Origin of the sequence: Microbacterium sp. 71-23, assembly GCF_001897265.1 — a bacterium.
GTDB lineage: Bacteria > Actinomycetota > Actinomycetes > Actinomycetales > Microbacteriaceae > Microbacterium > Microbacterium ginsengisoli.
The window spans coordinates 1341-4034 of sequence record NZ_MKSL01000007.1 but is presented as its reverse complement, the minus strand read 5'-3'; the positions used below and the strand labels follow the sequence as shown (position 1 = coordinate 4034).

Annotated in this window: 3 protein-coding genes; 1 reads left to right on the top strand and 2 read right to left on the bottom strand. The window is 73.2% G+C overall.

The features are described from left to right. Nucleotides 1-370: TetR family transcriptional regulator (locus BGO15_RS00110; protein WP_286746457.1), on the bottom strand; the 370-nt coding region annotated here is incomplete at its 3' end. 79 nt (nt 371-449) lie between these two features. On the opposite strand from BGO15_RS00110, the gene BGO15_RS00105 reads away from it, so the two are divergent. Beyond that, on the top strand, nt 450-1340 hold the full coding sequence (locus BGO15_RS00105; protein ID WP_286746455.1) for an SDR family oxidoreductase: 891 nt from the start codon (nt 450-452) through the stop codon (nt 1338-1340). Between the two features lie 34 nt (nt 1341-1374). Here BGO15_RS00105 and BGO15_RS00100 read toward each other — a convergent pair. After that, a partial coding sequence (locus BGO15_RS00100; protein ID WP_286746452.1) for a YhgE/Pip family protein occupies nt 1375-2694 on the bottom strand: 1320 nt, incomplete at its 5' end.

The following is a 2694-nucleotide window of genomic DNA, read 5'->3' as shown; positions in this document are numbered from 1 at the left end:
GCGACGCCAGCTTCAGCAGCTCGCGCTCGCGCAGGCTCGCGTTGGCGTCGATCGCCGCCGCACGCCGCCGCGAGAAGTCGCGGTCGACGAGGAACTCGCGCGTCGCCCGAACCCCCGCGATCGCGGCATCGAACGCCGACGCGTCCACCGGAGCATCCGCGATCGTCTGCACGACCAACTGCTCGAGCAGCGCCGACCCCTCGAAGAGGACCTCCCGCTTGTCGGCGAAGTACCGGAAGAACGTGCGCTCGGTGACCCCCGCCCTCGCCGCGATCTCGGCGACCGTCGTCTCGTCGAACCCACGCTCGACGTAGAGATCGAGCGCGGCCATCACGAGCCTCTCCCGTGCCCCCGACTGCCAGCGTCCCATGAGACGATCCTAGTGATGACAGTCCATGACATCGGGGTATAGCATGATGTCAGTCACTGTCATCAACGGAAGGTGCACCATGCACGTCTTCATCACGGGAGCCACCGGCTGGATCGGATCCGCCGTCGCGGCCGAACTCATCGACGCGGGTCACGACGTCACCGGCCTCGCGCGCTCCGACGCGAACGTCGAGAAACTCGAGGCCGCGGGCATCCGACCCCACCGCGGTGATCTGCACGACCTCGAGAGCCTGCGGGCCGGAGCCACCGGAGCCGACGTCGTGATCCACTTCGGCAACCTCCACGATTTCTCGAACATGGCGGAGTCGGGTCGCGTCGAGCGCGCCGCCGTCGAGACCTTCGGCGACGTGCTGGCGGGATCCGGCGGCACGCTCGTCGTCGCGTCGGGCATGGCCGGCACGGGCAGCGGCATCCTCACCGAGACGGATGCCTCGCCCCACGTCGGCCCGGACTCGATGCGCGGTGGCAGCGAGCACCTCGCCCTGAGCTTCGCCGACCGCGGCGTCCGTCCGATCGCCGCACGATTCGCGCCCACCGTGCACGGCGTCGGCGACCACGGGTTCATCGCGCACATCGCCGGGATCGCGCGCGAGAAGGGCGTCTCCGCCTACGTCGGGGACGGCGCCAACCGCTGGCCCGCCGTGCATCGCCTGGATGCGGCACACCTCGTGCGTCTCGCGATCGACGACGCCGCTCCCGGCACGGTCGTGCACGCCGTGGCCGAGGGCGGCGTGCCGACGCGCGACATCGCGACGGCGATCGGCGCGGCGCTGGGCGTGCCCGCGGTGTCCATCGCGCCCGAGGACGCGGCGGCGCACTTCGGCTGGATCGGGATGTTCTTCGCCATGGACCTTCCGGCGTCGAGCGAGTTCACCCGCGAGCGGTTCGGGTGGAACCCGACCCATCCGACGCTGCTCGAAGACATCGCCGCGGGCGCGTACACCGTCTGACGCGGCCGACGAGGGCGGACCCTCCGCGCCCCGCTCAGCCGATGAGACTCGGCTGAAGGTCGCGGAGGGTGCGCCGGTGCGTCATGCGGGTGACCCCGAGCGCCGCCAGTGCGAGCCCGCCGACGAGCCACGCGGCCAGCACGAGCAGGTCGACGCCGGCCCGGCCGAGGTCGCCGCCGTACATGAGCTGCCGCATGGCATCGACGACGTACCCCATCGGCAGCACGTGATGGAGCGCGGCGAGCGGGGCGGGAAGGGTCTGCCAGGGGAACGTGCCGCCCGCCGTGACGAGCTGCAGCACCATCAGCACGAGGCCGAGGAACTGCCCGACCGAGCCGAGCCAGACGTTCAGCGCGAGGATGATCGCCGCGTAGGTGAAGGATGCCGCGACCATGACCCCGAGGGTTCCGAGCGGGTTCGCGAAGCCGAAGCCGAGCGCGAGCGCGAGGACGCCGAACAGTCCCACCATCTGGACGCCGCCGAGCACCGCCGGCGTCAGCCAGCCCGCCGCCGTCACCCGCAGGGGCGTGCGCAGCGCCGTCACCGCCCGCCGCGAGATCGGCTTGACGATGAGGAACAGCGCATAGATGCCGATCCAGCCGGCGAGAGCGGCGAAGAACGGGGCCAGGCCGGCGCCGTAGTCGCCCGCGGCGGCCACCTTGCTCGACTCGACCGCGACCGGATCGGAGATCGTCTTCGCCTGCGCGTCGCGCAGCGCCGCGCTCGAGTCCGGGATCTGCGCGACCCCGTCGGCGAGCCCGTCGCGAAGTTCGGCCGCACCCGACCGCAGCGTTGCGAGTCCGGACGCGAGGGATGCCGCGCCGCCGCTCACCTGCGACGCGCCGGAGGCCGCGGCATCCGCACCCGACGCGACCTGCGCCGCGCCCGAGGACAGCTGCGACGCCCCGGCCGAGACCCGGGCCGCGCCCGCGGCCACCTGCGCGGAGCCGGTCGCGAGCCGATCGACCTGACCCACGGCGGACTGCACCGTGGTGTTGCCGTCGCGCAGCTTGTCGGCGAGCGGGTCCAGCTGCGCCAGCACGTCGGCGATCTGGGTCGGCGTGAGCCCCTGCGCGGCGAGGGTGTCCGCGATGTCCTGACGGACCGCGGGCAGCGCGTCGGTCGCCGCCTGCACGGCGGTCCCGGCCCGATCGGCATACCCGGCGAGCCGACGGTTGCCCGCCGCCACCTGGTCCGCACCGGAGGCGAGCTGCTGTGCGCCGGGCACGAGCTGCGCGGCGCCGGATGCCACGCGGTGGGCGCCCGACGCGAGGCTCGCGGTGCCGTCCGCGAGGGAGGCGGCACCCGCGGCGAGCGTCCCGGCGCCGGACGCGGCGGTGGCGGCACCGTCCGT